The following is a 19,717-nucleotide window of genomic DNA, read 5'->3' on the forward strand; positions in this document are numbered from 1 at the left end:
ATAGGGCATTCCCGACAATGACTCCACTAGTCTTAGGAGTCCGGCGGGATGCCAACTTCCATTCCATTGACACCTACCGTCACCGCAGACGGGCTGACTGCGCTATTCAATGCGCAGAACACAGGTGTCGAACTTGCAATCACCCACATCGCACTGGGAACCGGGCAGTATGTGCCCGATGGTACCGAGCACGCGCTGCAGAACGAAAAGCTTCGCCTGCCGATAGCCGGCGGCGGGCGTATTTCGCCCACGCAGATCCAGGTCTATGCCAGTGGGCGCGCGAATGCAGGTCAACCATTTTGGTCTGGCGAGATTGGGTTCTACGCCGGAAGCATACTGTTTGCGGTCTATGGCCGGACGGCTGCGCCTTCGCTGTACGTGTCGGATGAGATTTCGACCACGATATCGTATTCCCTTGGCTTCAAGGCGCTGCCGCCCGACAGCATTACCGTCACGGTCGACCCCAATGCAGCCTCGGTACCGCTGCTGATCGGTCAGCACGTCATTGACCCCAATGCGCACCCTCAGTACGCGCCGCTGGACAGCCCGACGTTCATCAATACACCACGGGCCCCCACCCAGCCGGCCAGCGACAACAGCACGCTGCTAGCTACGACCGCTTTCGCGCAAGGAGCGATTGCGGCCGCTATCCTGGCCGATACGATCGGGCGAGTATTTTTCAGTCCGCGCACGACTGCGCCGGCCGGATCCATCAAGCTCAACGGTGTGCTTCTGCTCCGCGCCAACTATCCCGCTTTGTGGCAGTTTGCGCAGGCGAGCGGGAATCTGGTTTCAGAAGCGGCTTGGCCGGCGAGTCCTGGCAGTTTCTCAACTGGCGATGGGGCGACGACATTCCGGGTCCCAGAGGTTCGAGGGGAGTTCATTCGTGCGTTGGACGATGCACGCGGTGTCGATTCCGGCCGAATCATAGGGTCCTGGCAGGGCAGCCAGAATCTGTCCCACGCACACGGAGCGTACGCGGACGTGCAGGGTTACCACTCGCACGGTGCCACTACCTCGTACAACGGGGACCACAACCACAGCACCAGTTTCTATCGCAGTTCCTTGAACAACCATTACGGCGGGGAGCCATTAGACCCGGCCCTGAATCCAACAAGCGACCCGATTTACACCAGCACGAATGGGGGGCACGTCCACAGCATCATCGGCGATGGCAGCCACAACCACAACATTACGGTGTACGCCGACGGTAGCGGGGAAGCCAGGTCACGAAACGTCGCCTGGCCGATGTTCATGCGCGCCTATTAAGGAGAGCCCATCATGTTGCTTCATCACTTCGACAGCGAAACGGGGCAGTATCTGAGCAGTACGCTGGCAGAGGCCGACCCTCGCAATCAGGACCGCTGGTTGCAGCCGGCCTTCACCACTCCGGATGCGTTGCCCGATCGAACTCGCTATACCTGGCCGGTGCGGCGGGCTGACGCATGGGTACTCGTCCCCGACTACCGGGGCGTGCTTGCCTACCGGCAAGACACGGGCGAGGCGGTCGAGGTCATCCAGATTGGGAAGACGCTGGCCGATCTGGGTCTGGCAGATACCCCGCGCCCGTCCAGCGACTACTCCTGGGAGGCAGGGGGATGGGCCTTGAACTCAACCTTGGTGGATACCAGGCTGCGGGCAGAGGCCTTGGCGGAAATGGAGAGACGCGTCATCCAGGCACGGCAAATGACCGCCGGCAAGGCGGATGCGTTCGCCGCCGGGCTTCTCTCGGATGCCGAAGTCGCAAGCTTCAAGGCATGGGCAGCATATCAGCTCGCCGTGGCAAAAGTCGTAGACCAGGCCGGGTATCCTGCCAGCATCGTCTGGCCGGATCCTCCAGCAGCGTAAGCCGGCATGAGCATCGAGCAGAATACCGCCTCGGTCAGCGACTTCTACAAGCGCGTCCGGACATTCGCCTCGCAGACCCCAGTCTGGGGTACAGCGCTGCGCTACCAGACCATGCCGGACGAGCGCTGGGACATGACTTTGGTCTCACAGCGCGTGTATGGCAGGCGGGATGAGTTTCTGGCTGTCATGGCGGCCGCCGGCCTGGACTCGATCGAGCAGCAACTGACGGAGCAGTTGCTGGTGCTGCCAACCGAGGCGCAGTTGAAGGACATCAAGACGGCGGCCGGGTTTGTGAACTTGGCCGATGATCGACCAGTCACGAGCCCGACGGCCATCCCGCCAGAGTACGCGCTGCTCCTTGGCAGCCTCACCAACGGGACAAGTTAAGTGGCACCTCCACGTTCGAAGGCCGACCAGATCAAGGACCTGGTCAATCATCGTGGCTCGGTCAAGGAGGCTCGCGAGCGCCTCAAGGCCGACCAGGACAGGCGGGCGCGTGCATCCACACTCCTATCCCCGGCGGACGTCCGGGGCGAATACGATGCCGAGCGAGTGCTTAAAACAACACTCGGCGGCGAACTGCGGACGATCACGGTCGAGGATCTGCAGGCGTTTCGTGACAACATTGCCACGATTGGGCGACACTACAAAAAGGGCCTGACGGCCCAAAAGGTGATCAACCTGGCCCGGCCGGAAGACCGGGAGAGGGCGAACCAGCAGATCCACCATGCGATTCCGGCTGGCGCGAATCGCGGAACTGTGCGGTTCATCACCAATGCCGGGCCAAATTCCGACGTGGCGCGGCATCATGTCCATGTGGATTTAATGGGCTACTCGGTGGCCACGGCATCGCCGCTGGACCCGAAGAAGCTCGCGACGGAGCTGGTGAAAAAGAGCCCGCTGCGCCTATGGTGCGACTGCGGGCGCTGGCGCTTTTGGTATGGGTACATTGCCACGATTGGAGGCTTCAACCTCGTCTACAACGAGACCGCGTTTCCGAAGATCAAGAACCCCATGCTGACTGGCGTGGCCTGCAAGCATATCTTGCGGGTGATGCACGAGCTCCAGCGGAGCACGTCGATCCGTAACGTGGTGGCTCAGATGATCGAGCGCGGCCAGTCCGACGAGGCTAGGAAGCACGCCACTATTAGCAAGGAGCAGGCCGAGAAGATCGCCAAGCAGCAGGCGCGCAAGCGAAGCGAGATCCAGGTCAAGCACCCACAGAAAGAGGTCAAGGCACTACAGAAGATCGTCGCAGCGAAGAAGGCCCCGCCGAAGAAGGACGCCGACCAGGCGCGATTCGATGCTGAGCGCAACTTGCGCCGGCTGAAGGAACTCGGCCAGATCTCCGATGCGGATTTCAAGACGATCATGACGACGTTGAGGAAGAAATAACCATGCTAAACAAGGTCCCTCAAGACATCAACAGGGCGGCGCGTGCGGTGGTGCTACGCCACCCGAACAATATGGACTGTGCCGTCTATCGCAAGGTCGTCAACCGTGCCAACATGCCGCCGGACGACTTGGGAGGATTGCCGACGCTCGGCGGCTTGGCCGTGCTCGATTCTGAAGACGAGCCAGACGTCGACTGGGATGACCTGGGATACGGCAAGCTCCTCATCACCGAAGCCTACGGCGGCGGCCAAGTCGTGAACCGAGACGACGCGATCGACATGACATCGGCCCAGATGTATGCCCTGGTGGAGTTCGTTGACCTGCATACCGATCCCGACAGGCGCGTGGTGCAGAAACATGATGTGGTCTACCTGCTGCTAGCCGACGAGATCAAGATCGCCTACGAGGTTATGGAAGTTGATGGGGCGGTCAACATTCCCCCATACGCACGGAAATATCTGCTGTCCAAGCGAGACGACCTCACGTACATCGGCGGCTTTCCTGACTAAATGGCTAGCTGAACCTCAATAACGTCGAAGCCCTGGCCACGAACGCAGAGGTACTGGCCTTGGGCGGCCTCATTTACCGCCTTGCGCGCGTCGTCGCGCTTCAGACCCCGATCGCGCAGTTCCCGAACAGCCGCAGCCTTCGAATAGGCGAGTGCAAAGCTGTTCACGCCGGCATATGCGCCATTCCCGATCTTGATCCTTGTGGTGCTCATAGTGGGAGTCCTTGCTTGTCAATTTGAGCTAATAATAGTCATATAAGGCTAAAAAGGCAAGCGCAATTATGCCGTCTAGAGCGGCAACCATTGGCAACCGGAAAAACCCTCGTAGTCCAGCCAACGTGGCCCCGTACCATCGCCTCATCTATAAGGGGCGAGCATGTCTTGGCTTGATTACTGCATTCTCACTGGCGCGGAGGCGAATCAACTTGCCGCCGGCCACCTACCAGCAGCAAATACCATCGGTGGCAATGTCGCAGTTTCCATTGAGTCTGAGGATGGGTCACCGTTAGTCCTATATGGCTTGGTCGTGGGTGTCAGCTTCACGGCGGAGAAGGTTCGCTATGCCGTCGCATTCGCCGTTTCCCCGGAGCCGCGCGATGGTCTCACCCTATACGCCGTCGTCGGCGGGATCCCGTCCGAACTGGTGTCGCCCAATGACGCGGGCACTCGGGATGGTGTAAGCGAGGATGCTTTCGCTCTGCTCGAGCGCGCCGCCCATGACGGGGCATTCGGGGACAACAACCTTCCGTTGCCTACGCCTGCGCAGTGCCTGGCGAACGACTACAAGGTCGGACATACCGAAATGTTCGGCCTTCCGGTGGCGATTGAGCAGCCGCGCGGGTCCGTTCGCTCGGGTGTCGACCCTGACGGCCACGAATGGTCGAACCGCATGGCGGCTCACTACGGCTATATCGAAGGGACCACAGGTGCAGACGGCGACGAGGTGGATTGCTTTATCGGCCCGGTGCCCGAATCCACGCGTGTCTACGTGATCAACCAGGTGGACCCGCGCTCCGGCCGCTTCGATGAGCACAAGACCATGCTCGGCTTTGCGGATCGCAGCAGCGCGATCCAAGCCTACCAGGAGAGCTACGACCGGGATTGGAGGGGGCTGGGCTCCATCGTGTCCCTGACCGTGGCGCAGTTAAAGCAATGGCTGGCAGGCGGTGATACGACGCAGGAACTGACTGCCGCGCAGCTTCCCGAAGGAGCCACGATGGACAAAGTGACATGGGCCGGCGACATGCCGGAAAACAAGACGCTGGACGCGGTCTTATATGACATCCGCCGGCACGACGACGGTGCCGGATTGGTGTTTGATCCGGTGACGGAAGATGAGATCCACCAGGATGCCGAAGAGGTGATGACGCTGGACGCGATGGTGGTGCCGTTCAAGCTGTTGCAGCGCCGAATGGGGCTACTGCAGAACGTCATGAACCGCACCGGTACCGGCCTGAACGTCGCCGCCTACACGATCACCAAGCCTTACAAGATTCGCGGAGTTGTCAATGTCGCTGCTATCTTCGAGATGAGCGACGGCCAGACCATGACGATCTACTTTCACAGCGGCAATCAGGCCAGCGTCAGCCGTGTGCAGCCGAACGACGAGCTCATTTCGTGGAAGTGGCTGCTGAACAAGAAGGACATCACCATCGTGGTGGCTCGCGAGCGGGGTGCCGACCTTAACGTTCGGGAAGTCTCCCGCCGGGTGATGCGCCTGGCGGACAAGAACTCTGCCGCCTTCAAGAAAGTCAATGCAAGCCGAGCCGCTCGTCTGGAAAGCATTGAGGGACTCAAGGCTCAGATTTCCGACCGAGAGCAGACCCTTGAAACGGTTCAGCGCGCGATCGTGGAGAAGCGGGCCGAGAAGGAGCGTGCGGACGCGGAAGCGCGGGCAGCAGCAGCTGCCATCAAGCTAGACCCAGCGGAAACCGGTGTCCTCCGCGCAATGGGTGTGCCCGAAGCTGATGTCGGGGCCATTCAACTTTACGCGACTTACGCGGCGTTCGCGGCGGACATCGCAAACCAGGACGTTGCTGATCACATTGCCGTTGAGCGCATCAACGCCATCCGGAATGGCCTGCGGGAACGTGGCTGGGAAGGCCTGATGTACGGCCAACTGACCAAGACTGTCGGGCCTGTGGTCTACGGGTTTGGTATCGATCGACGGTCCGCATCCAGCTACAACCTCACAAACTTCGCGATCGCTGTGGGGCGAACCGGGGAAGACGGGCGGGAATCGCACGTGGGCACGGTCGAAAACGACATGACCAAAACGGCAGATCAGCTCGCGCATTCGATCGATGCCATGGCCGCAGCCGTCGCGTCTCCGATCGTGGAGCCCGCTGCGGCGCAGCCGGCAGAGCCGGATGCTGCGGTCGTAGTGGTGGATCCCACTATCGCTGCGGTCGTGATCGATCCCCCGACGGAACCGCAAGTCGCGCTGGACCCAACCCCAGAGCCGGAGGTAGTCGCGACGGTTGTGGCTCTGCCTGAGCCGGCAGCTGAGCCTGCATACACCCTGGAGTTGAATGGGGCACCGGCTACAGACGCATCCAACTCATGGCCCGGCCTGTCGCTGGCAGACGTTACCGCGCGCGTTGCCGAAATTTCGAATGATGTCTGGTGGATGTACAAGGTCTTCCGCGAAGACGAATCGGGCCCGGTGGACGTGACCGATGAAATCCGGGCAAGCGCTGTTCCGGCCCCTCAGATCGATCCGGCTCTTCCTGCCGAGGAGGCTCCCTCTGGGCCCGCCGTCGTGGAGGTTCAGGAGAGCGGTATCGCTGCACCCGAGGCCGCCGCCCTGGCCGTACAGGTCGCTGCTGCTGCCGTTCAGGTGGATCCGGACAATCCGACCCCGCCGGCCGAGCCGCCTGTCATCCCCGAGCCGCCGGCTGATCCGACTCTCCCGGCTGGCGCTGGGGGCCAGCCTGCGCCCGAGCCGACGGCAGTTGCTGAGCCGCCCGTGGATCCCCAGTCTGCCGAGACGGCCCCGTTGGCAGCAACCGCTCAGACCGTGGAGCCGTCTACGGAGCCGGCTGCATCGGGAGAGCCGCCGGCGGTGCCTGAGGTGCCGACTGAGCCCGTGGTAGCCGAGGGAGCGCAACTACCGGCCGCGATTGACCGGAATAGGGATGACGATATCGCCTTCATCCAGTCGGTCATCGACCAGAGCGCCGACATGATGGACCCTGAGGTGCCCGAGAAGTTGGCCACCATCCATGCTGCCTACGGTGACGATGCGGGGATGGGGGCACGTTTCTCGGAGGCGGTCAGGGCCTATTCCTCGTTCATGGTCGATCGCGCCGGCCTGGCGCTTGCCTAAGGGGAGTGGTGATGGAGATCATGACCCAGACGGATACGCCGCCCGATATTCTTCCCGGCGCGGTGGTGCTTGAGGGGGCGGAAGATGTACCGCCTACTCCGCCATCGTTGGTAATCCCGGTCCAGGTCGGAGAGGCGATCAGCAGTCTGCCCTCGGGTGGCGGTGTTGCGCTCGACAGTACCGACTTGGATCGGCTTCGGATCAGCGCAGGGCTCGGGCTTCATCTCGCAGATCTGAGCCGGCTGGGCGACAGTGACGCCGACGCCTTGGAGAGGCTTCGGCTTGCGGTCCAGATTCGCGATGCCCTGGCCGCGCTTGGCGTGCAGCCAGAGGAGGAGAGCGACGACCCCAATAGCCCGAACTACCGCTATCGGGACACGGGATATATTGCTGCCTCGCGCAAGGAAAGGGCAGCAGAGATGATCCGGGTGGCGCGAGATAGTGGGCAGATGCTGCGCGCTACCGATGTGGATTGGTCGGAGATCGAGCAGAATCCGCGTCAGGCAAAGGAGCTGATCACCAAGTCGAATTTGTTTGGCAAGGTGGATTGGGCGGCCTTGCGCGAAGCGGGGATGGATCCAGCAGCCGGCTTTCTCATCGACAGGGTATATGCGTCGATTGCTCCAGAGCCGGCAGAGGACAAGCCGCAGGCGCGCATGGACTACGCCCGTGGGATTGAGACGATTCGGGCACGTATCGAGGATTGCTTGACTGTCGATGCCGTCATGGCGGTGCTGCAGGAGATTCGCGATGAGCTCCGAGGCACCACCCTCAGGCCGGATGAGGCGGAGCAGTACGAACTATGGCGCGCTGAGTTGATCGAGGTGCGGATAAAGCTTCGTGATGCGGAGAACAGCACGAACAGCCTGTACGAGGCAGCGCAGGCCGCCAAGAGCGAGCAATATCGAGTCGAGTACACCCTTGAGGGCCGCAAGAAGCGCGGCTGGAAGATCCAGCCGGAGCACGAGGAGGCTCTGGCAAACGCCCAAGCGCTGGCGGAGCAGTTGTGGGCGCAGTGGTCCTCGGCCCTGGACGCAAAGAGGCCCATCGTAGAGTCGCTTCGCAATCAGGCGCAAGCCCTCTCTCGTCAACTGATCGACCTCGAGCAGGCAGCTAAGGCTCGCAACCTGACCGAGAACCCAGTCACCAGGGCCTGGCTGACTTTCGGGGATCGGTTCTTCAAGCTCTTGCACTACCGCAGTTTCAAGGGCTCCGACGCCTTTGCCGGCCACGTGACCAACGCAAAAGCAGGCCGGATTGCCGACTGGGCTTGGTCAGAGGAGAAGGATCGTCCGCTTCGGACGGCGACCAAGCAGGAGATCAACTTTCAGTTGAGGGTAGCGGATACCTACACGCGTCGTGGTGGCCGGGCGGTCTCCGCTGCCTCCACCCAAGCACTCAAGGATGCGCTTGGCCTCCGGGATGTCCAATCTGGAAACTGGGTGCTGAAGGACCCAAACAGCGCCAAATTTCACGTGGAGCAGACCGCCGCCGCTATGTCCGATTTGGCCGACGTGCTTGGTATTGATGGCAACGCCTTGGGCCTTGGTGGACGTCTTGGGCTTGCTTTCGGAGCTCGCGGTACAGGCGGCAAGAATACGGCGCGGGCTCACTATGAGCCGGTTCATCGCGTGATCAACCTTACCAAAATGGGTGGGGGCGGCTGCCTTGGTCATGAATTCTTCCATGCTGTGGACAACATGCTTGCGGAACTGGTGACACAGCAGTCCACTGGGAAGGGCGACTTTGCGACCAGCAACCCGGACTTGCTGCCGGACGGACCTATCAAGGAGGCGACCAAAGCGCTCGTTGGTGCTATCTACCAGGGCGACAATCGGGTCACTGAATCGATCAAGTTCACGGAGAAGGACGTCAGGATCGCGAAGTACAACGTCGATTCGCCTAGTAGCAACATGGCGCGTGCCATCAAGGAGGCGGGCAACGCGACTGATGCGGTCCTCGCAGTAGACAGTTCGGTCGAGAACACCCGATCCAAGGGAAGCACGTATCACAGGCGTTGGCGAACGTTGGCCGCCGCCTACTACGCGCCGGAGGGTGTCAACATCATCCGGACGAAGACTGGTCGGCTTGTATCGAACTTCGTCGTCGGGGCCGGACAACTGGACAACGGCGAAATCGGCAAGTACTGGTCGCAAACTGATGAACTCGCGGCGCGCGCATTCCAGTCCTGGATCGAGGACCGGCTGACGGAGCAGGATCGGCAGAATGACTACCTGAGCGTCTATGCCGATAACAAGTACCACGTCGATCCGCTGACAGGGTTCGAGTGGAAGCCCTACCCGGAGGGGGATGAGCGGGCCCAGATCAATGCGGCGTTCGATGGGCTGTTCGCTGCCATCCGTGAGGCCAAGACATTCGAGTCTGCCGCTGTGAACCCGACATTGCTGGACGCGATCTTTGGCGCGACTCAGCAGGTCGACGCCGGTGCGGAGCCCGATTTGCTCCCTGTGTAACAAAAATGGAAAACGGCGGTCGGGACAATAGCCACGCTATCCCATACTTGAGCCGTTCAAGGTGTTGGCCCCGACCGGTTGATGAAACTGCTCGGGGCATTTTTTTGCCTTGGAAAACCACGCCATGCCGTCCGGGGCCACCCCCACACAATAGGCTGACGAAGCTGACTCCAATCCACGATGCCAAAAGAACTTACCTCGCGCCCGGGCTTGATCAGCCGATTCGGCCAGTCTGCTAGGCGCCTTCTTTCGGCATCCCAGCGTGACGCAGCCGAGATAACGACCGCTGACTCCTACGTCTATGACGGCGGCACGACCATCTCCGCCTTGCTTGGCAGCGGTCGGCGCATGGCCCGCTCGCGCGCGCAGATCTATCAGAAGTGGTCGTTCATGGAGGGTGATCCAATCATCTCCAGCGCAATCGGCCTGCTGGTGACGTCGGCCCTTGGCGGGCACGAAACATCTGGCGACGTGGTTTTCATTGAGAAGACTCCCGCCGCCGAGAAAGACAAGCGTCTGGCCAACATGGTGGATGAGATCAACGACGATCTCGCTCCGCTGTTCAACCGGGTTGCCTACACGCTGGCCTACAACGGCGCGGTCTTTGGCGATTCGTACGCCCGCATCTATGCGGACCGGGGGGGTATTAGGGACCTGTACGTGGACGAGTTGGTGCGCCCGCCCATTGTGCAGCCCTACGAGAAGGGCACCAGAACCGTTGGCTTCATGATCTATGCCGGCGACAAGATGCTCGAACGTTTGGACATCTCCCAGCTCGCGCGCTTGAAGATGCCGCGCACGCTGTGGGTGCCGCAGTTCCAAATCGTTGAGAAGGCCTTCCGGACCGCCTTGACCGAGAACGACATGGATAAGTTGCCGGTGCTGCCGGCATCCATTGGCGGGTCGTTCCTCTACCAGGCCGAGGAGCCCTACGACAACCTGCTGGCCTCCTTGCTGGGTTTGGTCGGCCAACGCTGGATGGATTCGATTGACGAGCAGATGGTGGGCGTCAATCTGGAGACCATGACAGCCGATCAGCAGGAGAAATTCCTGACGTCGATCATCGGGATGCTCAAGCTGAGCAAGGATCGCGCTGAGAACGCTGTGAAGACCGGGCAGCCGGTCATGGAGCGCATTCGCCACATCATCCCGGTCTGGGGCGAAAAGCAAATTACCCGTCTTGATCAGATGCAGAACGGGCGCAACGCCACGATCAGCGTCGAGGACGTGATGCTGCATGCCAAGCTGCTCTCCGGCGCGCTGGGCACCGATCTCTCCATGCTTGGATTCTCTGAACTCCTGTCCGGCGGCCTGGGCGACGGCGGCTTCTTCCGTACAAGTGCCCAGGCGGCGGAGCGGGCGCGGGTGATCCGGGGGGCGCTGTCCGATTGTTGCAACGCGATCATCGACATTCACACCATGCACCGATATGGGACGGTGTTCCTGCCGAGTGCTCGCCCGTGGTCGATCAATTTCTATGGGTCGATTTCCGCGCTCGAGTCGGAGCGACAACGGACGCGCCAGGACGCCATGGCCGCCGGCCAGTCCCTGATTCAGGCCATCCGTGATCTGAAAGACATGGGAGCGTCGCAGGACTTCATCTCGCACTTCCTGACGAAGCAGATGTTACTGGACGAGGACCAAGCCAAGATGTACTCGCAGATTGCTAATGAGCCCGATACGCGCGGCAAACGGGATCCGCGCGTACGTCTCAGCGGCTCGGATGAGACTGAGGATGATGAGTAATCATGGGCCTATTCGATCTCGTCTCTAACCAGGTGCTTGGGCAGATCGCCGGCCAGGTTAAGAAGCGCATCCCCTCCAATGCCATCGCCGGCTTGCAGACGGCTGGCAATGTATTGGGGAAGGTAGCCAGCGGGAACCTGTTGGGTGCCGCGTCGGCGCTCATCAACTCGCGATTCATCCGTGACAAGTTCCCGATCGGTGCGGATCTGGCGAGCCAGGCGGAATACTGGCTCACGCCAACGCCTGTCTTTGGCGGCATCGCGCCGGTGGATGCGCAGGAACTCTACGGCTATGTCCGTGACCTTGATCTGGCCAAGAAGAACCTTTTCCTGATCGAGATTTCTGACCTTACGCCTACGGCTTCGGTTTGGCTGGACGGCCCGACTTACCTCGGAACTGACGGACCCAGAGCCTTCAACATCTTTGCCACGGACGTGAGCTACACGCCTGTCAGCGTATCGGGTGAGAAGCACAGGGTGGGTGGTGCCACGACGGACGGCGTCAACTCGTTTGATCCAACCGACCTGCGCATCACCACGATGGACGACACCGTCGGAACGATCAAGGAGTGGTATCGGTGGAAGGCGCGCCAGGCCGTCAACTGGGATGGGACGGTTGGGGTTCCCGCCGACTACCTGGTCCGCATTCGCATCCTGCACGCCTTCATTACCAATGGTTCGAACGTGCTGGGTTACGAGGATACGTATCTGATGCGGCCGGCGACAGCCGAGGTGGAACTCTCCCGACGAGACAACAATATCCAAGAGATCCACCTCAACTTCAGTCAGTTCGATACTTTCCTGCCTCCTTAATTCATGGCACTCAAAAGCGATTCCTACGGATTCCTGGTTGGCGCACCAGTAGAGTGGGGCAAGGCACTGGACGTCTGGAACGACATCCTGGTCGAAATCCGCGCGCTCCGTCTGGCGCTGGCAGCCGGGCATGGCTCGGCAGTTCCGAGTGCGAAGCGTCGCCCACCATCGTCCACAACCGCCGTACCCGCACTGGTGAAGCGCGAGGTAGCTCAAGCTGTAAAGGAGGTGGTTGCCCCCGCCAAGCGGCGAGGAAACACCAACCATAGCAGTCTCCAGCGCGACTCTAGTGGCCGGTTCCTATCAAAGGGAGGCGGTTCGGCGCAGCCAACAGCAACGCCCGTGTCAACGAAAGTGGCGCTCCACTTGGAGCCGCCGATTGATCTGGCCAAGGCGGAGGCTGCGCGCCCGAAGGCGAAGACCGACTGGGACCTGGTTCGGCGTCAGAATGCCGCAATGGCCCCGGCTCGGCCAGCGCGGTCGGTGGATGGGCAGAAGCGCGAAGAGAATGGGCGGTTCGCCGGAGCCGGCAAAAAGGGGCCCACGAATGGCGACGGCCCGCTAGAAGATGGCGCTAAAGACGAGCCAGCTGACTCCAGCGGCAAGGGTGGTCGTCGTAAGCGGGGCGAGGACGAAGCGGTCTCGTTGCTTTCCCGAGTGATGGGACGGGTACGAACGGCATCGGGCGTCGTTGCCTCCGCGCCGGAGATCGATCCTACGATTAGCGCGCTCAAGGAAGTGCAATCGATCGCATCTCCGGTAGGCCGTGGCATCGGGAAACTCTTCAGCCGTAGCTCGGACCGGGCGGTGCCGTGGTACCGGCGCATCTTGGGCGAGTTGAGGGGGATGCGCAGAGATGACTCATCCTTCCACAAGGCCGAGCTCCGCAAACTCAAGGATATCGAGCAACGTACGAGCACCGGATCAGGGTCGGGGTTGCTCGGCGGGATGTTGTCCAAGATCCCTGGCCTTGGCATTGCTGGCCGCCTCCTTGGCTCCGTCGGTGGCGGCCTGGGCGCACTGCTGAAGTTCGGGCGAAAGAGTGGACTCTTGCGGCGAATCCCACTCCTCGGCGGACTACTGGCCGGCGGCAGTGCTCTCTATAGCATGCTCGGGTTTGGTGACGACGCGAACGCTAGCCCCGAGGAAAACCGGCGTAGTCGGTTCGAGGGCGGTGGGGCTGGTGTCGGGGCGATCGCAGGCGGTGCGCTTGGGACCTTCCTTGGTGGGCCTGTGGGGACGGTGATCGGCGGCATCATCGGCGAGAAGGTTGGCTCCCGAGTGGGTGGTTGGCTCGCTGAGGTGGATTGGAAGAACGTTGCGGAGAACATCACCGATTCATGGGGCGCTGTCACGCAACTCATTAAGACGAAGTTCGGCGTAGACGTGCCAGCAGTTATGGACGCAGCCAAGGAAGTCGCCAAGAAGGCTATCGACTATGGTGGGGATTTCTTCGACAAAATTTCTTCGGCGACCAAAAGTGCAGCGGAGTGGGCTAACCAAGAGGTGATCCAACCGGCGGCCAACGCAATCAAGCGGATTGTTCAGACTGGAGCTGGCTTCAACGTCGTGGAACGGGGGGATGGTTCAGTCGTCCAGCAATCGGGGGCGCGCAACTGGCGCAATAACAACCCTGGCAATATCGAGTATGGGGACTTCGCGAAGAAGCACGGAGCCATTGGCTCGGATGGACGATTCGCCATATTCCCTGACTACGGTTCAGGCCGTAAGGCGAAGGAGTCCCTGATCTTCGATGGGAAGTCGTATCGCAACCTCACCCTGTCGCAGGCAATTTCCCGCTACGCCCCTGCTTCGGAGAACGATACGGCCGCCTACCAGCGCTCGGTCCTTGGATCGGTAGGAGGGCAGGACTTGAAGATGTCCGACTACACGCCCGCACAGCGAACCGTGATTCTGGATGCGATGCAAAAGGTGGAGGGATACAAGGTCGGGAAAACTGTGATCAAGGGCCGGAGTGGCGTTCCCGTGCTGGCTGCCGGCGGGGTGCCTGGTACACCGGTTGTCGCTTCGGCGCCAACCGTCTCAGTCAACACCGCTGTTCCAATGCCGAAAATCGCCGATGCTCCGGCGTTGTCCCCTCTGACCGCAATCCCAGCCACGTCTCGTCAAGAGATCAGGGTGACGCAAGAGAAGGGAGACGTTGGGCAAAACCTCAGCGATAGCAAGATCGCCCGCATTGCGACAGGCGGGCTCAGTAGCCCGTAACTTGGGATCGATCGGTACGGCCAGCTACTTGGCTGGCCGGATTTGAGCCGGCGTCATCAACACGTTTGTCTGGTGATTGCCGTTATCAGCGTGGAACAGTGAACCGGTGATGGTGGCCGGCTGGCCTTTCAGGCTCTTGAAGCTCTCCATCATCCTGGGATTCAGAACCAGGTGCATGAGCACGACGCCTCGCTCAGTTGGCGATTCCTGGTCACCTTCCACTGTGATAGGCGAGTCGAGTTGGATCGCTGGGAACGTAAGTTTCTTGCCATCTGGCGTTGCACCGGGTGCTGACAGCAGCTTCCCATGGACCGTCACGACCTGCGGCTCATAGCGGATTGGCTCGGCGTTGGCCAGTCGCTGGGCCCCAGCGGCAAGAAGAGCGACAGAAAGTAAGGCGGCACGGAGACGGCGTTGCATCATGGATCCTCGCATCAAGCCAAGCCGGCCCCAATTTGGCGTTTTGCCCGGCAAGTTTGTGACTTTACATCACCGGCATACGGCTACTGACTGCGCTATACCCCACTTTGGTTGGGTTAGGCTCGCAAACGCGTTCGGAAAACAGCGTCCGGTCATGGTAGTTGAGCCATCCAAAATCCACGGTAGACAAACGCATATACCGCTGGAGGGTCTATGGGCGTAAACACCGCAGCCTATCTGAATGGCTTCTACGACACCACGCGGGCGATGGGTGACAAGGCTGTTTCGAGCGACGGCGCTTTCGAAATCGAGGGTTTCGAGGACATGTGGCTCCTGACCAAGAGCTTTCCGTGGCCGACCATTTCGCCGGCCGGTGAAATCGAAGTCCCCACTCCGCTAGGTGGCGGGATGTGGCAGCCGCAACAGGTCAAGGTCAACCTACAGGGCCAGATTACCCTGATGGAAACCTCCCTTGGTAGCGTATCCAACATGCTCATCCGGCTGATTGCCCAAGGTGCGCGGTTCAATGCCAAGGCGTATGAGGGAACTCCGGATCGCTACCGGTTCTACCACCGTCTCAAGGACTGCTTCATCCAGACGGACATCCAGGACCGGGACTTCGAGAACCGTTCTCAGATTCTGACGATCAGCGGAACCATGTATTTCCACTACTTCGGCGAGAAGATCGTCGGCAACATCACCTAATGGCTGACAAGACGCTAGCTGACCTGGCCGGCCTCTTCTACCAGACGGAGAGGCCGGTTGGCGTCGTGCTGGACGCGGATACGGTTGCCGCACAGGCCGTGGCAGCCGCGCGATTCTATGCCGGCCACGGGCCGGTAAAGAGCCTGTTACCGCCTGCGTCCGTGGATGCCGCGCCGCCGGCAGACTCTTCCCAGGAGCTGTATCCGTTCCTGCCCTTGTATGGCTGGCCCATGTATCCCCTGCCGGCAAAAAAAATTGAGCCTGGCAAGCCGCTCGCTCCGGTGGACTGGGTGGAAGCCGGCACGGTCATCTCACAGAGCGAATGGTCCCTGATCCGTCCGCTCTTCATGCTGTACGTCGAGCGGGAGAACTCGCTGCATCTCGAGGCCTCTCGCAATCTTGGGGTCGATGTCTACGGCCGCTCTTCATCTGAGATTAACCAGGAGATCTCCCAGCTTGAGATGGATATCAAGCGGGCAGCGTTCGTTCAGCCGGTGATCTCGGTATAGAAGTACCGCCCGGACGAGGCCTAACTTGAATCTCTCCATCGGTTCACCTTCCAAACTCCTCAATGGAGACCAAATTGTATCCCTGGTGCTCCGAACGGATGCCGCGCCGGTACCGGTGACGCTCGAGGGCACGATTCGCCTGGATGAGAGGTTTCTACCAGGCATTCAGGAAGACCAGATTGTGTATGCGGGCCGCGACCAGTTGGCCTTTCGCATCGTCGCAAACTCCCTGGACAAGGATGTGACTGCAGTGCAGGGTAGCCAACCATATGGGCAGATTTCATTCATCGCGTTGCTGGACGCCTGCCACAAGGTTTCGTTCCGGCGGAAGACGGCGGTGATCAAGAGCCGTGCAACGTTGGGCGAAATCTACCGGGCGTGTGGCGCGACCGTGCAAATCGACTCCGACTTTACAGTTGACCGCTTCGCCTCGTACGTCGGCGATGTGCCTACGTTCCGAATTGCGCAGGCGCTGCAGGAGGAGGGTGGGGCAGTCTTCTGGAACGGTAAGCGGCTCCAGTTCATCCGCCTACCTGACCTGCTTAAGAAGAAGCCGGTGGCTCAGCTCCCGGCGGACACGCTGGAGGACATCTCTTCCGGGTTCATGGAGAGGCACGAGGTCCCATTCTTCTATTCAATCGATCCTGGTGGCGGGTTTGTCTTCGGCAACCGGAACAAGGCGCGTGCCGCTCAGTACATCCCGCGCCAGGACACGCGCGTCCTGACCAATATGACTCGGGTCCTAGTGCAACGGAAGACCCTCAAGTCCCCCTATGCCCCGGCGATCAATGCAGGCGACCTGATCTTGGTGGAGAACACGCCGTATCCGGTAGTTACAGCCGCGCACGTCTATCAGAGCGGGACCGACGGCTCTGCGGCGAACACTTACTCCAAGTTCTGGCTTGGCTCTGTGGAGGAATAGGCCGTGATGCTTCCATCCCGCCTCCCCGGCATCGTCCGAGGGTATGACCCGGATTCCCGGACATGTCGCGTCGAGATCCCCGGCATCACAGATGGTGCACAGGAGTTGCCCGTGGCTGAGATCGAGTATCCGATTGGCGATAAGTCGAGAGGAATGAACCCCACCGAGATTGAGATTCTTGACGGCGATCTGGTCTGGCTCGCATTTGAGGCCGGCGATCCACGCTTTCCGATCATCACGGGGTGGCGCAACCCGCGTTCTGCGAACTCCGTAGGATGGAGACGCTGGCACCATCCTAACGTCGAGATCAACGCGGACACTCTCCTGAATGCAATCGCTGGTTCACACATCACCATTACGAGCACAGGGGCTGACGTCAGGATCAACTGCGTCAATGCAAAGGTAAGCGCTTCCGGCGATGCTGAAGTAGTTGCAGGAGGCCAGGCTAACGTGAGCAGCGATGGTGAGGCAACGATCAGCGCCACAACAATCAATCTCAACTCGAAATAGACATGGCCGAGCTCGCGCGAATCGGAGATCTTGCACAAGGCATCTGCCGAGCTCACCCTACGCCCGTCGAATTCACTGCCACATTCACGACGGGGTCGGGGACATTGGGTTCCGATGGGGCCGGCTTGGTACGCGTTGGCGATATCGGGCATACGGACTGCGGGCACACAATCGTGGCGTTGGCAGGGTCCGACGTCCTTCTGGCGGACGGTATTGGACTGGTCCGGGTCGGTGACCCAGTGGCAGTTCAGGAAGGCGGCGAGGGGGTGGTTGTGAGCGGCTCAGAGATCGTGAAGGATGCATGATGGGTTTGTTTGACTTCGTATCTACCTTCAAGGACGGATCGGCGTTTGTGGATAACGTGTCGCAGCACGTGGATGCGGTGTCGTCCATGTCGTCAGCTGTAGCTAGCGTGGGAGCGGCAATGCCATCATTCGCAACCGCGGCCAGCGGCATGGCCGCGATGGCTACAGCAATCTCCGCCGCCCGCGCTTCGCTGATATCTAGCCTTCCGTTTGCTCTGCCGGCAATGAAGGCCGTTCACGTGCTTGAAAAGAAAATGGAGATGGACGGTGGAGGCATGGCGTCCACAGCCGGTTCCGCCTCCTTCTCGTCGTACTTCGCGACGTTTGACGTCATCGATACCGTCACTGCGCAGGCTTCCTCCTTGCTCCAGTCGACCGTGTCCGCTATGTCGTCTGTTGCGACTGGTATTCCAGGGGTCGGGGGCGGGAGCCCTGGGCAGGTCTTCGGCTCGTTGGCCGCTGCATTTCCTTCCGCAACTATCCCTGATCCTGAGCACCCGGGCCAAACCATCCCAAATCCGGCCTATACCGCATTCGTGAACCAAAATGCAGGAGCCCTGAATTCTCTAACGGGCTCTGCAGGGAGCCTGGCAACATTTGCAGCCTCTGGGAAGTCCGGTATCGATGGGCAAATGGCGATTGCCAAGAGTAAGTATGCCGACGGAATGGCATCGCTCAAGGCAATGTCTTTCGCACGCTTCTGTTCTGCGCCACAGCCGACAGCGGTTCAAGAGGTGATTCAGCGGACGGTAAAGCCCACGTCGATTCCGTCGCGACCTGCATTTGGGGTCGCAGATGCCGGCTCGTCCCGGTGGATGAGTGCGCAAAGCAAGCCGACCACCTTGGCGTATGACGGGCCGAGCGGGAAGGTAGACCAAAAGGCAGCAGTGCCAGCACCTACCGCTCATACTCCGACCTCATGTAGCCAGGTCCAGCTAGGAGCGATTCAGGCGCAGTGCGAGGCCGCCGGCCAAGCAGCCATCCAGGCAAAAGGGGTGCGCACGACAGCCAGAGATCAACTGGAGCCTTGGCTGGATGCGAACGGTTTCTACGCGCTAAAGAACAACCGGGCTGCCTCGCCAGAGGCTGAGGCACAGTTCAAGGTAGTTGAGGCCCAATTGCACGCCAAGCCGGACTATCAGAGCTACTCGGCGGCGGGTGACGATTACATCATGAAGCTAAAGGAGTATCAGCGGCTAGTCGAAATCCAGACGTACATGGTGACCAAGGGACCATGGCCTGGAAATCCGGACGGACCGTGGTAGAGCAGCCCATCTAGCATTGGGCTCATCAAATGATGAGCGTGATGCGGGGTGCGACTATGGCAGGAAACGTGATCTTCAGCTTCGAAGACATGACCGATAGCAGCAAGGCAACCAAGGCCTTGGTGAGGTACTTTGCCCGCGCGGGTGAGCAGGTTGTCCAGACCACAGTCGATCCCAAGGTGCGTCGCACCGCCGGCGTGTCTTATCGCCAAATGAGCCTCACCTTTGCCGACGGCCAGGTGATCACGATGTTCGTCAAGCAGACGGGCGATATCTACCAGGTCAGCCTCAATGGCAAGGCACTGGCCATCAAGAACCAGAGTGATCAAGAGAAGGCCGTGACGGAGATGGTGAGCGCGATGGACTCCGGGCGAGCGAAGTTCCAAGCGGCCCTGGCGAAGGCTCGGGCAGTCTTGCCGCCGAGCATCCGGATGGCAGTCCCGAAGATCGAGGTGGCGCTCAAGGAGAAGCTCGCCGGGCTGGATGAAGCCATCGATCTCGCTCACAAGGAGCTGGAGGCGATCGATGCCTGACGTGGCCGACCTGGCAGACGGATTTCAGGATGACCAGGCTCAGGAGGGCATCAGAAAGGCTCGTTCCACTTCCAGCCTGCCGCCATGCAAGGCTTGCTACAACTGCGACGAGCCGATCGGTGCCGGCCTGCTCTTCTGCTGTACCGAATGCCGTGAGGACTTTGAGAAGTGGCTGGCATCCCGTGCTAGGGAAGGTCGGTGAAATCGGAAA

At 60.6% G+C, this 19,717-nt stretch carries 18 protein-coding genes; 16 read left to right on the forward strand and 2 right to left on the reverse strand.

Translation table 11 applies throughout. The features are described 5' to 3' along the window. The first annotated feature begins 48 nt into the window (after positions 1–48). Genes RR42_RS37630 through RR42_RS07055 form a run of 5 tightly spaced genes read left to right on the forward strand, consistent with a single transcriptional unit; the run spans position 49 to position 3,752 of the window. Entirely contained in the window at positions 49–1,269 is a 1,221-nt protein-coding gene (locus RR42_RS37630; RefSeq protein WP_052494493.1) for a hypothetical protein, read from the forward strand. 12 nt (positions 1,270–1,281) lie between these two features. Continuing rightward, positions 1,282–1,848: a tail fiber assembly protein gene (locus RR42_RS07040; protein WP_052494494.1), complete on the forward strand. Its 567-nt coding sequence runs from the start codon at positions 1,282–1,284 to the stop codon at positions 1,846–1,848. Positions 1,849–1,854: 6 nt separating this feature from the next. After that, positions 1,855–2,235 (forward strand): hypothetical protein, encoded by a 381-nt coding sequence (locus RR42_RS07045; RefSeq protein WP_052494495.1) that lies wholly within the window; start codon positions 1,855–1,857, stop codon positions 2,233–2,235. Then, positions 2,236–3,243, forward strand: coding sequence for a hypothetical protein (locus RR42_RS37635; protein ID WP_052494496.1), 1,008 nt, complete (start codon positions 2,236–2,238; stop codon positions 3,241–3,243). It abuts the gene before it with no gap. 2 nt (positions 3,244–3,245) lie between these two features. Then, a complete protein-coding gene (locus tag RR42_RS07055) occupies positions 3,246–3,752 on the forward strand; it encodes a hypothetical protein (RefSeq protein WP_043345140.1) in 507 nt (168 codons plus the stop codon). On the opposite strand, the gene RR42_RS07060 is transcribed toward RR42_RS07055, so the two are convergent. Beyond that, positions 3,749–3,964, reverse strand: coding sequence for a hypothetical protein (locus tag RR42_RS07060; protein WP_043345141.1), 216 nt, complete (start codon positions 3,962–3,964; stop codon positions 3,749–3,751). The two genes, RR42_RS07055 and RR42_RS07060, sit on opposite strands and share 4 nt — an antisense overlap. Positions 3,965–4,127: 163 nt before the next feature. Between RR42_RS07060 and RR42_RS07065 the strand changes: the two genes are divergently transcribed. The 5 genes from RR42_RS07065 to RR42_RS07085 all read left to right on the forward strand — a co-directional run bounded on the left by RR42_RS07065 (position 4,128) and on the right by RR42_RS07085 (position 14,337). After that, positions 4,128–7,079 carry a hypothetical protein gene (locus RR42_RS07065; protein ID WP_144409762.1) on the forward strand — a complete coding sequence of 984 codons (2,952 nt, stop codon included), beginning with the start codon at positions 4,128–4,130 and terminating at the stop codon, positions 7,077–7,079. Positions 7,080–7,090: 11 nt separating this feature from the next. Next, on the forward strand, positions 7,091–9,553 hold the full coding sequence (locus RR42_RS07070; RefSeq protein ID WP_043345147.1) for an LPD1 domain-containing protein: 2,463 nt from the start codon (positions 7,091–7,093) through the stop codon (positions 9,551–9,553). Between the two features lie 180 nt (positions 9,554–9,733). Then, entirely contained in the window at positions 9,734–11,299 is a 1,566-nt protein-coding gene (locus RR42_RS07075) for a hypothetical protein (protein WP_052494497.1), read from the forward strand. Between the two features lie 2 nt (positions 11,300–11,301). After that, positions 11,302–12,111 (forward strand): hypothetical protein, encoded by an 810-nt coding sequence (locus tag RR42_RS07080; protein WP_052494498.1) that lies wholly within the window; start codon positions 11,302–11,304, stop codon positions 12,109–12,111. Between the two features lie 3 nt (positions 12,112–12,114). Continuing rightward, a complete protein-coding gene (locus RR42_RS07085) occupies positions 12,115–14,337 on the forward strand; it encodes a hypothetical protein (RefSeq protein WP_144409763.1) in 2,223 nt (740 codons plus the stop codon). Positions 14,338–14,361: 24 nt separating this feature from the next. On the opposite strand, the gene RR42_RS07090 is transcribed toward RR42_RS07085, so the two are convergent. After that, positions 14,362–14,760, reverse strand: coding sequence for a DUF4431 domain-containing protein (locus RR42_RS07090; protein WP_043345150.1), 399 nt, complete (start codon positions 14,758–14,760; stop codon positions 14,362–14,364). A 210-nt stretch (positions 14,761–14,970) separates the two neighbouring features. On the opposite strand from RR42_RS07090, the gene RR42_RS07095 reads away from it, so the two are divergent. The 6 genes from RR42_RS07095 to RR42_RS07125 all read left to right on the forward strand — a co-directional run bounded on the left by RR42_RS07095 (position 14,971) and on the right by RR42_RS07125 (position 19,506). Continuing rightward, entirely contained in the window at positions 14,971–15,462 is a 492-nt protein-coding gene (locus RR42_RS07095) for a hypothetical protein (RefSeq protein WP_043345151.1), read from the forward strand. Beyond that, positions 15,462–15,971 (forward strand): hypothetical protein, encoded by a 510-nt coding sequence (locus RR42_RS07100; protein WP_043345153.1) that lies wholly within the window; start codon positions 15,462–15,464, stop codon positions 15,969–15,971. The genes RR42_RS07095 and RR42_RS07100 overlap by 1 nt, the downstream gene beginning before the upstream one ends. A gap of 25 nt (positions 15,972–15,996) precedes the next feature. After that, complete coding sequence (locus tag RR42_RS07105; protein WP_144409764.1) at positions 15,997–16,893, forward strand: hypothetical protein; 897 nt, start codon at positions 15,997–15,999, stop codon at positions 16,891–16,893. Between the two features lie 111 nt (positions 16,894–17,004). Beyond that, complete coding sequence (locus tag RR42_RS37640) at positions 17,005–17,403, forward strand: hypothetical protein (RefSeq protein WP_144409765.1); 399 nt, start codon at positions 17,005–17,007, stop codon at positions 17,401–17,403. Positions 17,404–17,704: 301 nt separating this feature from the next. After that, complete coding sequence (locus RR42_RS07120) at positions 17,705–18,973, forward strand: hypothetical protein (protein ID WP_144409766.1); 1,269 nt, start codon at positions 17,705–17,707, stop codon at positions 18,971–18,973. Positions 18,974–19,041: 68 nt separating this feature from the next. Next, positions 19,042–19,506: a hypothetical protein gene (locus tag RR42_RS07125; RefSeq protein ID WP_144409767.1), complete on the forward strand. Its 465-nt coding sequence runs from the start codon at positions 19,042–19,044 to the stop codon at positions 19,504–19,506. The last annotated feature ends 211 nt before the right edge of the window (positions 19,507–19,717 follow it).

It is taken from the genome of Cupriavidus basilensis (assembly GCF_000832305.1).
GTDB classification, from domain to species: domain Bacteria; phylum Pseudomonadota; class Gammaproteobacteria; order Burkholderiales; family Burkholderiaceae; genus Cupriavidus; species Cupriavidus basilensis_F.